The following is a 13,848-nucleotide window of genomic DNA, read 5'->3' on the forward strand; positions in this document are numbered from 1 at the left end:
AAACGGCTTATCCTGAACATCTTGCGGGGGCTGTGAGGTTGAGTTGGCGCTCAACGGTTTAACCCGTGCCTTCAGCCCCCGCAAGCCCTCCAGACGCCCCCTCGAAAATATTCCGGACAGTAGTGCGTGTTCGCGTGAATGACGAGGTGGGGATCGGAGCGAGGAATCAGGATTCGTAAGCGAAACCACAGCCCCCCAAATGAAAAAATGCCGTTTCCCCAGACAGAGAAACGGCATCCCTTCTTAAGCACTACCGGCATTTGTCGACGGCTATCGCCGTTATGCCGACTCGCAACAGATCGTGGTCAGGCGCTTAGAACTTGTAGCCGAAACCGATCATGTACACCCACGGATCGACGTCCACGTCGACCTTGGTCTTCTGGATGCCCAGGGCGCCCGGGCCGTTGACGCTGGCCTTGGTGTCGATGTCCATGTACCACACGGCAACGTTGAACAGGGCGTGCTCGTTGAGCATGTAGTCGAAGCCCAGTTCGCCGGCCAGGCCCCAGGAGTCCTGCAGCTTCAGGTTGCTGAAGCCCTGGTCCTTGCGGAAGCCGGCCAGGTCTTCGTCGAAGAAGGTGGTGTAGTTCACGCCCAGGCCGCCGTAGGGCTGGAAGGCGGAGTTGGTGCCGCCCATGGGGTAGTACTGCAGCAGCACGGTCGGCGGCAGCTGCTTGATGTCGGCCAGCTTGCCGTCCAGGCCCGGGCCGAGGCCCTTGACGTCGACCTGGTGGTTGAACGGGGTGGCGGCGACCAGCTCGACACCGATCTTGTCGGTGATCAGGTAGCTGAAGGTCAGGCCCAGCTGGGTATCGCTGTCCACGGTGGCCTTGGTGCCGCCGACCTTGCCGCCGTCGAGCTTGAGATTGCCGCTGTCGTCGTTGGGGTCGACGGTGGCGAAGCCGCCGCGGACGATGAAGTCACCGGCCTTGTGGCCCTGGATGTCCGCAGCCTGGGCGGCGAACGGCGTGGATACGGCGGCGGCGAGCAGGGAGGCGGTGAGCCAGGACTTGCGCATGATGGTGATGCTCCATGATTTTGGAATAAGCGTTGGTAAGCATCATGGTAGACAGCGCTAAGCGATTCTTCTTGATTCAGCTCAATAAAGCCCCCCTACCTCGTAGGGGTAATGCCTGTGGCAGATGGTCGCAGGTCATTCGCCCTCGTATTCGTAGGGCGTGACCTCGTCGGCCTTGAGCTGGTAGCCGGCCTGGGCCAGGTCGCTGTCGATGTGCTTCACCTGCATGCGCCCGACCACCCAGTAGGGCTGGTACAGCTCGTCCATCTTCACCCCGTGGGCCTGGTGCACGTAGACGATCTGGTTGGACGGCGGCGGCGGCACGTGGATGCAGGCGCCGTAGTAGGGCACCAGGAGGAACTCGTTGACCTCGCCGTCCTGGCCGACGTCCAGCGGCACTATGTAGCCGGGCAGCTTCACCTGCTGGCCGTCCAGCGCCTGCACCACCGGGGCGGCCGGCGACTGTTGCCTGGCCGCCGGGCCGCTCTCGGCGTTGAGCGCGTCGCTGAGCTGGGAAATGTCGTGCAGCGGCACCGGCGGCGGGGGCGGCGGCGCGCCCTCGGGGATCAGCTGCGGCCAGGTCAGCGTCTGCGGCGTGGCGGCCCAGGCCGCGCTGGTAGCGAGCAGGCACAGGGCGAGGAGAGTGGAAGCGGTTGTTTTCATGGGGCTACTCAGATGCGGATCGACAGGCCGTCGGCCAGCGACTGGCGATAGGCACGCCAGGCCGGCACGCAGCCGATCAGTAGGGCGGCCAGCAGTATGCCGCCGAGCAGCGACCACTCATAGGCGCTCGGCGCCGCCAGCGGCAGGAAGATGCCGTAGTTGGCCTGCACGTAGCCCTGGGCGGCGGCGATGCCGGCGTACAGCAGGCCCAGGCCGAGGGTGACGCCGGCCAGCGCCAGGGCGAAGGCCTCGGCCAGCAGCAGGCTGAACACGTGCCAGGGCCGCGCGCCCACCGAGCGCAGGATGGCCATCTCGCGGCGGCGTTCGTTGAGGCTGGTGAGGATGGCGGTGAGCATGCCGATCAGCCCGGTCAGCACCACGAACAGCGAGACCACGAACAGCGCCTTCTCCGCCGTGCCCATCAGCCCCCACAGCTCCTGCAGGGCCACGCCGGGGAGGATGGCCAGCAGCGGCTCGCCGTCGTATTCGTTGATCTGCCGCTGCAGGGCGAAGGTCGCCACCTTGCTCTTCAGGCCGAGCAGGAAGGCGGTGATGGCGGTCGGCTGCAGGTCCATGTGGCGCGCCTGGTCGGCGCTGATGCGTCCGGCGCCGCGGGCCGGCACGCCGTTCTTCCAGTCGACGTGCAGCGCCTCCATGCCGGCCAGGGAAATGTGCAGGGTGCGGTCCACCGGGGTGCCGGTGCGCTTGAGGATGCCGACCACGGTGAACGGCTTGTCGTCGTGCTGCACCAGACTGATGGTGCTCACCCCGTGGCTCAGCACTATGTGGTCGCCCAGCTTGTAGTGCAGCGCCTCGGCCACCTCGGCGCCGAGCACCACGTCGAACAGGTCCTGGCCGAAGGGCCGGCCCTCGGCCAGTTGCAGCTGCTGGTCGCGGCCGTAGCGGTAGTGCTCGAAGTAGCCGGTGTCGGTGCCCATCACCCGGTATCCGCGGTGCGAGTCGCCCAGGGAGATCGGGATGGCCCATTTCACCAGCGGGCTGGCCTTGACCGTCTGGAAGCTCTCCCAGCGGATGTTGTTGGTGGCGTTGCCGATGCGGAACACCGAGTACAGCAGCAGGTTGATCGAGCCCGAGCGCGCGCCGACGATCAGGTCGGTGCCGGAAATGGTGCTGGCGAAGCTGGCGCGGGCCTCGCTGCGCACCCGCTCCACGGCCAGCAGCAGGCAGGCGGAGAGGGCGATGGCGAAGACCGTGAGCCACGCGGTGAAACGGCGGTTGGAAAGGCTGGCCAGGGCCAGACGCAACAGGTACATGCTCAGATCCCGGGGGCGGTGGCGGCGCGGTTGAGGTCGGCCAGCGACAGGCTGCGGTCGAACAGCGGCGCCAGGCTCTGGTCGTGGCTGACGAACAGCAGGCTGGCGCCGGCCGCGCGGCATTCGGCGAACAGCAGTTGGAGGAAGGCTTCGCGGGCGTCGGCGTCCAGCGCCGAGGTCGGCTCGTCGGCGATCACCAGTTCCGGCTGGCCGATCAGCGCGCGCGCCGCGGCGACGCGCTGCTGCTGGCCGATGGAGAGGTTGTCGGCGCGCCGCTGCAGCAGCGCCGCGTCGCCCAGGCCCAGGTGCGCGAGCAGGGCGCTGGCGGCTTCGCCGACGCTGCCGTGGCGCTCGCGGGCGCGGGCCGCGCGGCTGCGCGAGAAGTGGCAGGGCAGCTCGACGTTCTCCTGCACCGAGAGGAACGGCAGCAGGTTGAACTGCTGGAAGATGTAGCCGGTGTGGTCGACGCGGAAGTGGTCGCGGCGCGCGGCGGAGAGCTGCGCCAGGTCCTCGCCGAGCAGGCGGATGCTGCCGCGCCGGGGCTTCTGCACGCCGCCCAGCAGGCCGAGCAGGGTGGTCTTGCCGCTGCCGGAGGGGCCCTTGAGGAACAGCGTCTCGCCACGGCCGAGGGAAAACTGCGGGATGTCCAGCAGCTCCGCCTGGCCGGGCCAGGCGAAGCCGAGGTCGCGGAGTTCGAGCAGGGTGTCCATGGGACGCGTCAGAACTTCAGCAGGCTGCTGGCCGGGGTCAGCTCGGCGCCCTGCTGGCCGTTCGGGCCGATCAGCTGCACCACCAGCTTCTGGGTGCCGGGGAAGCGCTTGAACAGCGGGGCGAAATCGAGGCTGGCGAGGGCCTCGGGCGCGGCGCAGGTCAGCTTGTAGTGGGCGTTGATGTCGCTGTGCTGGTGGCCTTCGTGCTCGTCGCCATCGTGGTCGTGGTCGTCGTCGTGGTCGTGTTCGTGGGTCTTGGCATTGCCGAACAGCGGGCTTTCCAGTTCCACCTCGGCGACGCCGCACTTGGCCGCGGCCGGCGCCTGCACCAGCTCCAGCGGCTTGCCCAGCTGGGCGCGGGCGGCGGCCACGGTGGCCTGGTCGGCGGCGCTGCTGGCCGGGTGCTCGAAGCCGACGAAGTTCATCGCCGGGCTGTCCACTTCCAGCTCCAGGGTGTTGCCGTCCAGCGCGACGTTGAGCTGGGCCACGCCGTGCTCGTGCTTGCCGAGGCTGCCGTGCTCGTGTTCGTCATGGGCCTGGGCGGCGGCGAAGGGGATCAGGGCGAGGGCGAGCAGCAAGGGGCGCATGGACGGTCTCCGGGAGGGGAAAATCGAGGGTGCGTTACGTTATAACGAAATATTGCGGCTGGCTAGAGGCGCTCCGGGAGATTGGCGCGGCCGGGCAGGCGTGGGAGCATGCCGGCCATGCAGGAGGAAACCGACATGCGAATCCGTGGAAGCATCGGCGACTGGCCGGTGGACCTGAGCCTGGAACTGGACGAGGAAGAGTGGCAGCGCCTGGGCGCGGCACTGCGCCATGCGCCCGCCGCCCCGGTCGCCGCGCCGGCAGCGCCTGTGGATAACCCGCCGGTGGCGCCCAGCGGCGTTGATCGACTGTGGCAGGCGGCCCGCGACCTGCTGCGCCAGGCCGGCAGCTATGAAGGCCCGCAGCTGCTCGATGAACTGGCGGCTCTGGCTGGTAGCGCTGGCGCGGCGAAGGGGTTGTTGGTGCGCTTGCGGCATAGCGCGGATGTGAGGATCGAGGTGCGGGAGGGGACTCAGGTGTTTACCTGGGTTGGGGAGTAGGGGCTTTTTGATTTTTGCTTTTCGTAGGAGCGAGCTTGCTCGCGAACGGTGCCAACCGGATGCTCTGATGCTGGGTGTGGCGCCTTTCCCTCTCCCCAGCCCTCGGCTGCGCGCCCCGCCCTGAAGGGAGAGGGGGCTTGTCCGTGCCGAGAAAGGATTTGGAGTCAGTCGGAAGCTTCGTGGTAGCCGGCTAATGCCGAAATACCCGAGCACGCCGAACGGTCCCCTCTCCCTTCAGGGAGAGGGTTAGGGAGAGGGAGCGGAGTTGAACCCCGCGCCAGGTTCGCGAGCAAGCTCGCTCCTACACGAAACGAACCCCGCCACTCAATACAGCAGATTGGCCAACTTCCGCCGATAGGCGATCACCAGCGGATGCTCATTGCCCAGCAGGTCGAACACCTGCACCAGCGTCTTGCGCGGCAGGTCTTCGCCGTAGCTGCGGTTGCGCTGGAACAGGCGCAGCAGGCCGTCCATCGCCGCTTCGTACTGCTGCCGCGCGAGTTGCTGCACGGCCAGTTGGTAGGCGGCCTCGTCGTCGCCGGCGTCGGCCGCCAGGCGGGTTTTCAGGGTGGCGGCGTCGGGCAGGTCGGCGGCCTGGCGCAGGAAGGTCAGCTGGGCGCGGGCGGCGGCCAGGGCGGACTTGTGCTCGTCGCTCTTCACCGCGTCCAGCACCGTCTCGGCTTCGCCCAGTTCGCCGCGCTCGGCCAGGCAGCGGGCGTAGAGGATCAGCGCCGCGGCGTTGGTGTTGTCTTCGCCCAGCAGGGCCTTGAGCTGGGCCTCGGCCTCGGCGAAGCGGCCTTCGGCGAAGGCGGCTTCGGCGGCGTCCAGCGGGTTGGCGGCGGGGGCCGCCGGCGGCTGCACGTGCTGCTCCAGCATCTGCCGCACCGCCGATTCCGGTTGTGCGCCGGCGAAGCCGTCGACCGGCTGGCCGTCCTTGAACAGCACTACGGTGGGCAGGCTGCGGATGCCGAAGCGCATGACGATGTCCTGCTCGACGTCGCAGTTGACCTTGGCCAGCAGCAGCTCGCCCTGGTAGGACTCGGCGACCTGCGCCAGCATCGGCATCAGCGCCTTGCAGGGCGCGCACCAGTCGGCCCAGAAGTCGACCAGCACCGGCTTGTGGAAGGAGTTCTGGATCACCAACTGGTCGAAGTCGGCGCTGGTGACGTCGAAGATGTAGGGCGTGTCGCTCATGGGGGCTCTCGTCGGGCGAAAGGGGCGAAAGGGGGCTGGTCACTATAAGTGGGGGCGCGGCGGACGGAAACAAGGCAATGCCGCGCCCTGGGTTCCTGTAGGAGCGCGCCCTGCGCGCGAATCGTGGGCAGGGCCCGCTTCCTACAGTTCCAGGAAAGCCCGTAGGATGGGTTGAGCGAAGCGATACCCATCACCATGGCCCGATGGGTTTCGCAAGCTCAACCCATCCTACGAAAAGCACCTCGACGCAGACGGTTGCTCCTACAGGGGGCGGCTGGCGTGATACAGGCTGACCTTGCGGAATTCGTGGGGCTCGGCCAGGTCCGGCCAGGTGCAGGCGTCGAGGACGTCCAGGCGCCGGTACTGCGGGTGCTGGAAGTCGCGCACCCGCGAGTCGGCCACCAGGGCCTCGCGGCCCTTGCCGAGGAAGGCGTCGAGCAGCGGCAGGTTGGCGCGGTCGTAGAGCACGTCGGCGACCAGGATCAGGTCGTAGCGGTCCTCTTCGCCGAAGAAGTCTTCCGAATAGCTCAGTTGCACCCCGTTCAGCTCGGCATTGGCGCGGCTGGCGGCCAGGGCCAGCGGGTCGAGGTCGCAGGCCACCACTTCGGCGGCGCCGGCCTTGGCCGCGGCGATGGCGGCGATGCCGGAGCCGGCGCCGAAGTCCAGCACGCGCTTGCCGGCCACCCACTGCGGGCGCTCGGCCAGCCAGCGCGCCAGGGCCAGGCCGCTGGCCCAGCAGAAGCACCAGTAGGGCGGTTCTTCGAGGATGCGGCGGGTCTCGTCGAGGCTGAACTGGCGGTCCATGTTCTGCGCATCGATCAGCCACAGCGCCAGGTCGGTGCCGGGCAGGCGCTCGGCGCCCAGGCGGGCGTCGCCGAGCAGCTCGCCCAGGGCCTGCTGCAGGTCCTGCGGGGCCTTCACGGCGCCGGCTCCAGGCGCAGCTCGCCGAGGGCCCGGGACTGCCCGGGAGCGATGGTCAGCGGGCGCAGGCGCCAGGCCAACTGGCCGTTCTGCGCCACCCGCGCATGCAGTTCGATGCGCCCGCCGCTGGGGAAGTCGCTGGGGTCGTAGCGCAGGCTGAAGGGCAGGGCGCCGCCGTTGCCCACCAGCTCCAGGCTGGCCAGGGCGCGCTGCGGGCGGTCGCGTTCGTCCATCAACAACAGGGCCAGTTCCACTTCGGCGCCATCGGGCAAGGCGCCGCGGCTGCTGGTGAGCACCCCGGACAATTCGCGCTGGTTGGCCGGCAGCGGCGTCGCGACGGCCTTGGCCGGGGCGCTGGCGGCGGGAGACTGCGGAGCGGGTTGCTTGCTCGAACAGGCGGCCAGCAGGGCCAAGGCGAGCAGGCAGAGAAGGCGGTGCGGCATGGGCGATTTCCCTCGCGGCGGTTTCCAGGGCGGCGCCTGTATAGCGTAAAGCCTGCGGCTTGTCTCGGGGAGCGCGGCGCCGGATGTTTCGTCGAACGGCCGGTCGAAGGGCCCGGGCGGATGGGGTACCATGGGCCACCATTTCGTAGGGCCATTCTCTGCCATGCATTGTCCCTTCTGCGGTGCCCACGACACCAAAGTCATCGATTCCCGCCTGGTCGCCGAGGGCGACCAGGTCCGCCGCCGCCGCGAGTGCCTGGCCTGCGGCGAGCGCTTCACCACCTTCGAGACCGCCGAGCTGGTCATGCCGCGGCTGATCAAGCAGGACGGCAGCCGCCAGCCGTTCGACGAGGACAAGCTGCGCGCCGGCATGCAGCGCGCGCTGGAGAAGCGTCCGGTCAGCGTCGAGCGCCTGGAAGAGGCCATCGCCCACATCAAGCACAAGCTGCGCGCCACCGGCGAGCGCGAGGTGAAGTCGCGGGTGCTCGGCGAGCTGGTGATGGCCGAGCTGCAGAAGCTCGACGAGGTGGCCTACATCCGCTTCGCCTCGGTGTACCGGCGCTTCCAGGACCTCAACGAGTTCCGCGAGGAAATCGAGCGCCTGGCCCGGGAGCCGTCCAAGGAATGAGCGCCGTCGACCAGGCCTACATGGCCCGCGCGCTGGAGCTGGCGCGCAAGGGGCTGTATTCCACCCACCCCAACCCCCGCGTCGGCTGCGTGCTGGTCAAGGACGGCGTGGTGATCGACGAAGGCTGGCACGTCCGCGCCGGCGAGCCCCATGCCGAGGTCCACGCCCTGCGCCAGGCCGGCGACAACGCCCGTGGCGCCACCGCCTACGTCACCCTGGAGCCCTGCAGCCACTTCGGCCGCACCCCGCCCTGCGCCGATGCCCTGGTGAAGGCCGGCGTCGCCCGCGTGGTGGCGGCCATGCAGGACCCCAACCCGCAGGTCGCCGGGCAGGGGCTGCGGCGCCTGGCCGAGGCCGGCATCGAGGTGGCCTGCGGCGTGCTGGAGGCCGAGGCCCGGGAAATCAACGCCGGCTTCATCAAGCGCATGGAGACCGGCCTGCCCTTCGTTCGCGTCAAGCTGGCGATGAGCCTGGACGGGCGCACCGCCATGGCCAGCGGCGAGAGCCAGTGGATCACCGGCCCCGCCGCTCGCCGTGCCGTGCAGCGCCTGCGGGCGCGCTCCAGCGTGGTGCTCTCCGGCGCCGACACCGTGCTGCTGGACGCTGCCCGCCTGACCGTGCGCCCCGACGAACTGGGCCTGGACGCCGAACAGACCGCCCTGGCCGCTGCGCGCCAGCCGCTGCGCGTGCTGGTGGACGGCCGCCTGCGGGTGCCGACCGACGCTGCTTTCTACCAGGCCGGCCCGGCGCTGGTGGCCAGCTGCGCCGAACGCGACGGTTTCGCCGCCGAGGGCCGCGAACTGCTGGTGCTGCCCGGCGCCGATGGCCACGTCGACCTGGCGAAGCTGCTCGCCGAACTGGGCGCGCGCGGCGCCAACGAAGTGCTGGTGGAAGCCGGCCCGCGCCTGGCCGGGGCCTTCGCCCGCCTGGGGCTGGTGGACGAGTACCAAATATTCGTTGCGCCCAAGCTACTGGGTTCCAGCGCCCGCCCGCTGCTGGAGCTGCCGCTGGAGACGATGGCCGAGGCGCGCGAGCTGAAGATTGCCGACATCCGCGCCGTGGGCGACGACTGGCTGGTCACGGCGCGGCCGGTCTGACGGAATTGTCTGCGCTACCTCCTGCGAATGCGCGGGGAGAGCAAACTGAACCTTCCGACTTGCGCCGGCCTGTGGTAAAACGCCACACGCGGCCAACGCTGTAACGGCCGCGATTGACGTTCTCAGGGCGGGGTGCAAGTCCCCACCGGCGGTGATGGCGCGCAACGCGTCGAGCCCGCGAGCGCTTGCCACGACCGGCTTACCGCCGCAGCGGCAAGGTCAGCAGACCCGGTGCGATCCCGGGGCCGACGGTAACAGTCCGGATGAAGAGAGAACGGGATGAACCTGCGCAAGGTGCGTCTGCACGTCTGCGCGTCGTGTCCCTTCGATCGGTATGCCCTGTTTTTCCCAAAACAGGAGTTCCAACACCATGCACCACCCCTTCGTTTCCACTGCGCTGGCTCGCGCCGGCCGGCACGCCTGCGCGCAACCGCATTGCGCCGTCCGGGAGGCCCCATGTTCACCGGCATAATCGAAGCCATCGGCAGCATCCGCTCGATCACCCCCAAGGGCGGTGACGTGCGTCTCTACGTGCAGACCGGCAAGCTCGACCTCGCCGACGTCAAGCTCGGCGACAGCATCGCCGTCAACGGCATCTGCCTGACCGCCGTGGAGCTGCCCGGCGACGGCTTCTGGGCCGACGTCAGCCGCGAGACCCTGGCGCGCACCGCCTTCGCCCAGCTCAAGGTCGGCAGCCGCGTCAACCTGGAGAAGGCCCTGACCCCCACCACCCGCCTGGGCGGCCACCTGGTCAGCGGCCACGTCGACGGCGTCGGCGAGATCGTCAAGCGCGAGGATAACGCCCGCGCCATCCAGTTCACCGTGCGCGCCCCGCGCGAGCTGGCCAAGTACATCGCGCTGAAGGGCTCGATCACCGTCGACGGCACCAGCCTCACGGTCAACGCGGTGAATGGCGCCGAGTTCGAACTGACCATAGTCCCGCACACCCTGCTCGAGACCATCATGGGCGACTACCGCCCCGGTCTCCAGGTGAACCTGGAAGTGGACCTGCTGGCGCGCTACCTGGAGCGCCTGCTGCTCGGCGACAAGGCCGCCGAGCCCGCCGCCAGCGGCATCACCGAAGCATTCCTGGCCGAAAACGGCTTCATGAAGCATTGATAGGAGCTGCCCAGATGGCACTCAACAGCATCGAAGAACTGGTCGAAGACATCCGCCAAGGCAAGATGGTCATCCTCATGGATGACGAGGACCGCGAGAACGAAGGCGACCTGATCATGGCCGCCGAGTGCGTGCGCACCGAAGACATCAACTTCATGGCCAAGTACGCCCGCGGCCTGATCTGCATGCCGATGACCCGCGAGCGCTGCGAGCGCCTGGGCCTGTCGCTGATGGTGCAGCGCAACGGCTCGGGCTTCGGCACCAAGTTCACCGTTTCCATCGAGGCCGCCGAAGGCGTCACCACCGGCATCTCCGCCGCCGACCGCGCACGCACCGTGCAGGCCGCCGCCGCGAAGGAAGCGGTGGCCGCCGACATCGTCAGCCCCGGCCACATCTTCCCGCTGATGGCCCAGCCCGGCGGCGTGCTGGCCCGCGCCGGCCACACCGAGGCGGCCTGCGACCTGGCGCGCATGGGCGGCTTCGAGGCCTCCGGGGTGATCTGCGAGATCATGAACGACGACGGCAGCATGGCCCGCCGCCCGGAGCTGGAAGCCTTCGCCGCGCAGCACGGCATCAAGATCGGCACCATCGCCGACCTGATCCACTACCGGCTGATCCACGAGCGCACCGTCGAGCGCCTCGCCGAGCAGCCGCTGGACACCGAACTGGGCCAGTTCAACCTGATCACCTACCGCGACTCGGTGGAGGGCGAGGTGCACCTGGCGCTGACCCTGGGCGAGATCTGCGCGGAAGAGCCGACCCTGGTGCGCGTGCACAACATGGACCCGCTGCGCGACCTGCTGATGGTCAACCAGGCCGGACGCTGGAGCCTGCGCGCGGCCATGGCCAAGGTGGCCGAGGCCGGCAGCGGCGTGGTGCTGCTGCTGGGCCACCAGATCGGCGGCGAGGACCTGCTGGCCCACGTGCGCGAGATCGCCGCCAGCGCGCCGGCGCCCAAGCCCACCACCACCTACAGCACCGTCGGCGCCGGCTCGCAGATCCTCCGCGACCTGGGCGTGCGCAAGATGCGCCTGATGTCGGCGCCGATGCGCTTCAACGCGATATCCGGTTTCGACCTGGAAGTTGTAGAATACCTGCCCGCCGAATGAACCCGCGCCGCCGTGCCCTGGCACGGCGGCGTTGTTCTTCTAGCCTAATTTCGCGGAGCGTCGCCGACGCTCTGGCTCTTTAACAGACGAGACCTGCCCCATGACCCTGAAGACCATCGAAGGTACCTTCATCGCCCCCAAAGGCCGCTTCGCCCTGGTGGTTGGCCGCTTCAACAGCTTCGTGGTGGAAAGCCTGGTGCAAGGCGCCATCGACGCGCTGGTGCGCCACGGCGTCGCCGAAGGCGACATCACCATCATCCGCGCCCCGGGTGCCTTCGAGATCCCCCTGGTAACCCAGAAAGTCGCCCAGCGCGGCGAGTTCGACGCCATCATCGCCCTCGGCGCGGTGATCCGCGGCGGCACCCCGCACTTCGAATACGTTGCCGGCGAGTGCACCAAGGGCCTGGCGCAGGTTTCCCTGCAGTTCGGCGTGCCGGTGGCCTTCGGCGTGCTGACCGTCGACTCCATCGAACAGGCCATCGAGCGTTCCGGCACCAAGGCCGGCAACAAGGGCGCCGAGGCCGCGCTGTCCGCCCTGGAAATGGTGAGCCTGCTGTCGCAGCTGGAGGCCAAGTGAGCAGCAACGACAACGGCGCTCCGTCCAAGCCGGCCAAGCCCAACAAGATCGCCATGCGCCGCAAGGCCCGCAGCCTCGCGGTGCAGGCCCTGTACTCCTGGCAGATGGCCGGCCAGCCGCTGAACGAGATCGAGGCGACCTTCCGCACCGACAACGACTTCAGCGACGTCGACGGCGCCTACTTCCACGAGATCCTCCACGGCGTGCCGCGCCTGAAGACCGAGCTGGACCAGGAATTCACCCCCTGCCTGGACCGCCCGCTGGAAGAGATCGACCCGGTCGAGCTGGCCATCCTGCGCCTGGCCACCTACGAGCTGCGCAACCGCCTGGACGTGCCCTACAAGGTGGTGATCAACGAAGGCATCGAGCTGGCCAAGACCTTCGGCGCCACCGACGGCCACAAGTTCGTCAACGGTGTGCTGGACAAGCTGGCGCCGCGTCTGCGCGCCGCCGAGCTGCGCGGCGCCAAGCGCTGAGTCCGCCGCAAGGCATGGGTGAGTTCGAACTGATCCGCCGCTATTTCGCCGCGGCCGCCTGTGCGGCCGCGGCCGATGGCGTGGCCCTGGGCATCGGCGACGATTGCGCCCTGCTGGCGCCGGCCGCCGGGCAGCAACTGGCGGTGTCCACCGACACCCTGGTGGCCGGCGTGCATTTCCCCGCGCTGTGCGATCCCTTCCTGCTCGGCCAGCGCGCCCTGGCGGTTTCCGCCAGCGACCTGGCGGCCATGGGCGCCGCGCCCCTGGCCTTCACCCTCGCCCTGACTCTGCCCGAGGCCGACCCGGCCTGGCTGGAAGCCTTCGCCCGGGGCCTGAACCGCATGGCCGCGGCCTGCGGCCTGGCGCTGGTCGGCGGCGACACCACCCGCGGCCCGCTGAGCATGACCCTCACGGTGTTCGGCCAGGTGTCCGTCGGCCAGGCGCTGACCCGCAGCGGCGCCCGTCCCGGCGACCTGCTCTGCGTCGGCGGCCCGGTCGGCGAGGCCGGCGGCGCCCTGGAGCTGGTGCTCGGCCGCCTGGCCGCCGAACCCGGAGTGGCCGAGCCGCTATTGGCGCGCTACTGGGCGCCGCAGCCGCAACTGGCCCTCGGCCAGGCCCTGCGCGGTCGCGCCACGGCGGCGCTGGACGTGTCCGACGGCCTGCTCGCCGACTGCGGCCACATCGCCCGCGCCTCCGGCGTGGCCCTGGTCATCGAGGCCGAGCGCCTGCCGGCCAGTGCGCCGCTGGAAAGCCTGCTGGGCGCCGAGCGCGCGCTGCAGGCCAAGCTCGGCGCCGGCGACGACTACGTCATCGCCTTCACCCTGCCGCCTGCGCAGTTGCCGGTTCTGCAGGCGCAATGGCCGCAGCTGGCGGCCATCGGCCGCGTCGAGGCCGGCAGCGGGGTGCGCGTGCTGGACGGCGCAGGCCACGACATCACGCCGCGCCAGGGCGGCTACCTGCATTTCACGGAGTGACCGCAGTGCCCGAACATCCCGACCAAGCCCCCGCCCAGCCCGTGCCGCCGTCGGTCTGGCGCAACCCCTGGCACTTCCTGGCCTTCGGCTTCGGCTCCGGAACCCTGCCCAAGGCGCCGGGCACCTGGGGCTCGCTGGTGGCCATTCCCTTCGTCCCGCTGTGGCAGCTGCTGCCGGACTGGGGCTACTGGCTGATGCTGGGGCTGACCATGCTGTTCGGCTTCTGGCTGTGCGGCAAGGTCGCCGACGACCTGCGCGTGCACGACCACGAAGGCATCGTCTGGGACGAGATGGTCGGCATGTGGATCACCCTCTGGCTGGTGCCCGAGGGCTGGTGGTGGCTGCTGGTGGGCTTCCTGGTGTTCCGCTTCTTCGACATCCTCAAGCCCTGGCCGATCCGCTGGGTCGACCGCCACGTGCACGGTGGCGTGGGCATCATGCTCGACGACGTCCTCGCCGGGGTCTTCGCCTGGCTGGCCATGCAGGGCCTGGTCTGGGCCTGGGCCACCTGGCTGCTCTGACGACAGCCGCCCTGACAACAGCCGACTTCATCACTGACG

Annotated in this window: 17 protein-coding genes and 1 riboswitch; of the genes, 9 read left to right on the forward strand and 8 right to left on the reverse strand. The window is 69.3% G+C overall.

Features of this window, described 5'->3' with window-relative positions; translation table 11 throughout:
* Positions 1–313: 313 nt before the first annotated feature.
* The 5 genes from QSJ95_RS30440 to QSJ95_RS30460 form a co-directional block, all read right to left on the reverse strand.
* Positions 314–1,018 carry an OmpW/AlkL family protein gene (locus QSJ95_RS30440; RefSeq protein ID WP_009617244.1) on the reverse strand — a complete coding sequence of 235 codons (705 nt, stop codon included), beginning with the start codon at positions 1,016–1,018 and terminating at the stop codon, positions 314–316.
* A 135-nt stretch (positions 1,019–1,153) separates the two neighbouring features.
* On the reverse strand, positions 1,154–1,681 hold the full coding sequence (locus QSJ95_RS30445; RefSeq protein ID WP_043273451.1) for a DUF3299 domain-containing protein: 528 nt from the start codon (positions 1,679–1,681) through the stop codon (positions 1,154–1,156).
* Positions 1,682–1,689: 8 nt separating this feature from the next.
* Positions 1,690–2,955, reverse strand: coding sequence for an ABC transporter permease (locus QSJ95_RS30450; RefSeq protein WP_043313788.1), 1,266 nt, complete (start codon positions 2,953–2,955; stop codon positions 1,690–1,692).
* Positions 2,956–2,957: 2 nt separating this feature from the next.
* Positions 2,958–3,665, reverse strand: a complete 708-nt coding sequence (locus QSJ95_RS30455; RefSeq protein WP_069862149.1) for an ABC transporter ATP-binding protein — start codon at positions 3,663–3,665, stop codon at positions 2,958–2,960.
* A gap of 8 nt (positions 3,666–3,673) precedes the next feature.
* Positions 3,674–4,252, reverse strand: coding sequence for a DUF2796 domain-containing protein (locus QSJ95_RS30460; protein WP_285647400.1), 579 nt, complete (start codon positions 4,250–4,252; stop codon positions 3,674–3,676).
* Between the two features lie 135 nt (positions 4,253–4,387).
* On the opposite strand from QSJ95_RS30460, the gene QSJ95_RS30465 reads away from it, so the two are divergent.
* On the forward strand, positions 4,388–4,750 hold the full coding sequence (locus QSJ95_RS30465) for a hypothetical protein (RefSeq protein ID WP_043273669.1): 363 nt from the start codon (positions 4,388–4,390) through the stop codon (positions 4,748–4,750).
* A 324-nt stretch (positions 4,751–5,074) separates the two neighbouring features.
* On the opposite strand, the gene trxA is transcribed toward QSJ95_RS30465, so the two are convergent.
* From trxA to QSJ95_RS30480, 3 genes are all read right to left on the reverse strand, one after another.
* On the reverse strand, positions 5,075–5,944 hold the full coding sequence (gene trxA / locus QSJ95_RS30470) for a thioredoxin (RefSeq protein WP_043273454.1): 870 nt from the start codon (positions 5,942–5,944) through the stop codon (positions 5,075–5,077).
* A gap of 261 nt (positions 5,945–6,205) precedes the next feature.
* Positions 6,206–6,865 carry a class I SAM-dependent methyltransferase gene (locus QSJ95_RS30475; protein ID WP_285647401.1) on the reverse strand — a complete coding sequence of 220 codons (660 nt, stop codon included), beginning with the start codon at positions 6,863–6,865 and terminating at the stop codon, positions 6,206–6,208.
* Complete coding sequence (locus QSJ95_RS30480; RefSeq protein ID WP_285647402.1) at positions 6,862–7,308, reverse strand: YbaY family lipoprotein; 447 nt, start codon at positions 7,306–7,308, stop codon at positions 6,862–6,864. Before QSJ95_RS30480 ends, QSJ95_RS30475 begins: the two co-directional genes overlap by 4 nt.
* A gap of 163 nt (positions 7,309–7,471) precedes the next feature.
* Here QSJ95_RS30480 and nrdR point away from each other — a divergent pair, with 163 nt between their 5' ends.
* From nrdR to QSJ95_RS30520, 8 genes are all read left to right on the forward strand, one after another.
* Complete coding sequence (nrdR, locus tag QSJ95_RS30485) at positions 7,472–7,936, forward strand: transcriptional regulator NrdR (protein WP_024128042.1); 465 nt, start codon at positions 7,472–7,474, stop codon at positions 7,934–7,936.
* Positions 7,933–9,033 carry a bifunctional diaminohydroxyphosphoribosylaminopyrimidine deaminase/5-amino-6-(5-phosphoribosylamino)uracil reductase RibD gene (gene ribD, locus QSJ95_RS30490; RefSeq protein ID WP_285647403.1) on the forward strand — a complete coding sequence of 367 codons (1,101 nt, stop codon included), beginning with the start codon at positions 7,933–7,935 and terminating at the stop codon, positions 9,031–9,033. The genes nrdR and ribD overlap by 4 nt, the downstream gene beginning before the upstream one ends.
* A gap of 114 nt (positions 9,034–9,147) precedes the next feature.
* Positions 9,148–9,313: riboswitch (FMN riboswitch) on the forward strand.
* 176 nt (positions 9,314–9,489) lie between these two features.
* Complete coding sequence (locus QSJ95_RS30495; RefSeq protein WP_043273458.1) at positions 9,490–10,152, forward strand: riboflavin synthase; 663 nt, start codon at positions 9,490–9,492, stop codon at positions 10,150–10,152.
* Between the two features lie 14 nt (positions 10,153–10,166).
* Positions 10,167–11,261 carry a bifunctional 3,4-dihydroxy-2-butanone-4-phosphate synthase/GTP cyclohydrolase II gene (gene ribBA, locus QSJ95_RS30500; RefSeq protein WP_058488451.1) on the forward strand — a complete coding sequence of 365 codons (1,095 nt, stop codon included), beginning with the start codon at positions 10,167–10,169 and terminating at the stop codon, positions 11,259–11,261.
* A 100-nt stretch (positions 11,262–11,361) separates the two neighbouring features.
* The gene (gene ribH, locus QSJ95_RS30505; protein WP_043273459.1) at positions 11,362–11,838 is read left to right on the forward strand and encodes a 6,7-dimethyl-8-ribityllumazine synthase; all 477 of its coding nucleotides are present in this window, start codon (positions 11,362–11,364) and stop codon (positions 11,836–11,838) included.
* On the forward strand, positions 11,835–12,314 hold the full coding sequence (gene nusB / locus QSJ95_RS30510) for a transcription antitermination factor NusB (protein WP_043273460.1): 480 nt from the start codon (positions 11,835–11,837) through the stop codon (positions 12,312–12,314). The genes ribH and nusB overlap by 4 nt, the downstream gene beginning before the upstream one ends.
* 14 nt (positions 12,315–12,328) lie before the next feature.
* Complete coding sequence (gene thiL, locus QSJ95_RS30515) at positions 12,329–13,288, forward strand: thiamine-phosphate kinase (protein WP_285647406.1); 960 nt, start codon at positions 12,329–12,331, stop codon at positions 13,286–13,288.
* 5 nt (positions 13,289–13,293) lie between these two features.
* Complete coding sequence (locus tag QSJ95_RS30520) at positions 13,294–13,809, forward strand: phosphatidylglycerophosphatase A family protein (protein WP_009617274.1); 516 nt, start codon at positions 13,294–13,296, stop codon at positions 13,807–13,809.
* The last annotated feature ends 39 nt before the right edge of the window (positions 13,810–13,848 follow it).

The sequence above is a fragment of the Pseudomonas sp. NBRC 100443 genome, assembly GCF_030268185.1.
Classification (GTDB): Bacteria; Pseudomonadota; Gammaproteobacteria; order Pseudomonadales; family Pseudomonadaceae; genus Pseudomonas; species Pseudomonas citronellolis.